We start from the raw sequence: 1,626 nt of genomic DNA, 5'->3' as shown, positions 1-1,626 counted from the left end.
CTAGCCTGAAAAATTCATGGGGGTTGGCGGATGTGGTGCAAGCCGTTGAAATGACGTAGGATTTGGTTGCTTACGCCGATCCGCGCCGTTTCCCGGAGGCCACACCCGCCATGAATAATCTTACGCTGCCGCTGAGCGGTTTGTCATCCGTTCGCGGCAAGTCCGTTGTCGCGCGCTTTGACGGCGGCATGCTGTCATCCAACAGTGGGGTTCTGGCTCTGGCCGAGGTGGAAAAGCGGCTGCGGGTGGCGGACCGTCTGGCGCGCTGCATCGACGATCCGCGCTGCCCGGACCAGGTCGTCCACAGCCTGGCCGACATGATCGGCTTCCGCATGAAGATGATTGCCGCCGGTTACGAGGATGGCAATGACGCCAATCGGCTGCGGTCCGATCCAATCTTCAAGATGGCCCAGGACGGGTTGCCTTCGGGTCGGGACCTGGCCTCGCAGTCGACGATGTGCCGGCTGGAGAACCTGCCCGGTGTGCGGGAGCTGGTCGCGATGGGCCGGGCGATGGTCGACCTTTACTGCGCTTCCTTCCGCCAGGTGCCAAAGCGGATCGTGCTTGACATTGACGACACCTTTGACGCCGTGCATGGCGGCCAGCAATTGCGGCTGTTCAATGCCCATTACGACGAATACGGCTTCCAGCCGATAGTGGTGATCGATGGGGCGGGACGATTCGTCAGTGCGGTCCTGCGACAGGCCAAGCGGCCGAGTGGGGCAGAAATCCGCCCCCACCTGCGCCGCCTGGTGCGGGCGATCCGGAGCAACTGGCCGAACACCCGGATCCTGATCCGGGCCGATAGCCATTATTGCAGCCCGCTGGTCATCGACTGGTGCCGCGCTAACGATATCGACTTCATCCTCGGCTTGGCGCTCACCACGACCTTGCGCAAGCATGTCGCGGAGCTGGAAGCCAGCACGCTGGCGCGGTTCGAAGCGTCGGCAAAGACAGGCAAGGTCCGCCGCTTCAAGGAATTCTTTGACGGCGCCGGCAGCTGGAGCCGCGTCGAGCGCATCATCGCGCGGGTCGAGGTTGGCGCCCAAGGCGCCGACACCCGCTTCATCGTCACCAACCTTGCAGGTGGCAAGGCCAAGGCGCTCTACGAGGATCTCTACTGCCGGCGTGGAGCGGCCGAGAACCACATCAAGTCGTGGAAGACGCATCTCGCCGCCGACCGCACCTCCTGCACAAGAGCGACGGCCAACCAGTTCCGGCTGTTCCTGCATGCCGGTGCTTACTGGTTGATGTGGGGCCTGCGCGCCGCGATGCCGAAACGCTCGAGCTTTGCAGTCGCCCAATTCGACACGCTGCGACTGCGGCTCATCAAGATCGCTGCGCGGGTGGTCGAAATGAAAACGCAAATCCGCCTGCACCTGCCGACCTCCTGCCCGGACCAGCGCATCCTGCGCATCGTCCTGGATCGCATTCCGCGGCTCGCGACATAACGACGGGGCGTCAACGCCCCGAAACAAACCCGCCGACCGCAACCTGCAAACCCCGCCTTCCATCACGACGGATCACCGCCGGCGCATGAGCAGGCTTGGGAAAACGCACCGCAAAGGCAACCAGATCGCCGCTTCAGGCCGCCGAAAGCTCAGCGCCGTGCATCAAGCGGGCTAG

At 63.7% G+C, this 1,626-nt stretch carries 1 protein-coding gene; it reads left to right on the top strand.

What is annotated here, in order from left to right; all coding sequences use genetic code 11:
• Positions 1–110 precede the first annotated feature (110 nt).
• Positions 111–1,451: an IS1380 family transposase gene (locus tag EET67_RS25305; RefSeq protein ID WP_128628917.1), complete on the top strand. Its 1,341-nt coding sequence runs from the start codon at positions 111–113 to the stop codon at positions 1,449–1,451.
• Positions 1,452–1,626 lie beyond the last annotated feature (175 nt).

The sequence above is a fragment of the Borborobacter arsenicus genome (genome assembly GCF_003934165.1).
GTDB lineage: Bacteria > Pseudomonadota > Alphaproteobacteria > Rhizobiales > Rhizobiaceae > Pseudaminobacter > Pseudaminobacter arsenicus.
Note: the sequence above shows the minus strand (reverse complement) of the source record. Positions and strands in the feature narration are given on the sequence as shown.

Bases quoted from the DNA above. Each gene is read 5' to 3' on its own strand.
- EET67_RS25305 (WP_128628917.1), top strand. From the start codon at position 111: ATGAATAATCTTACGCTGCCGCTGAGCGGTTTGTCATCCGTTCGCGGC.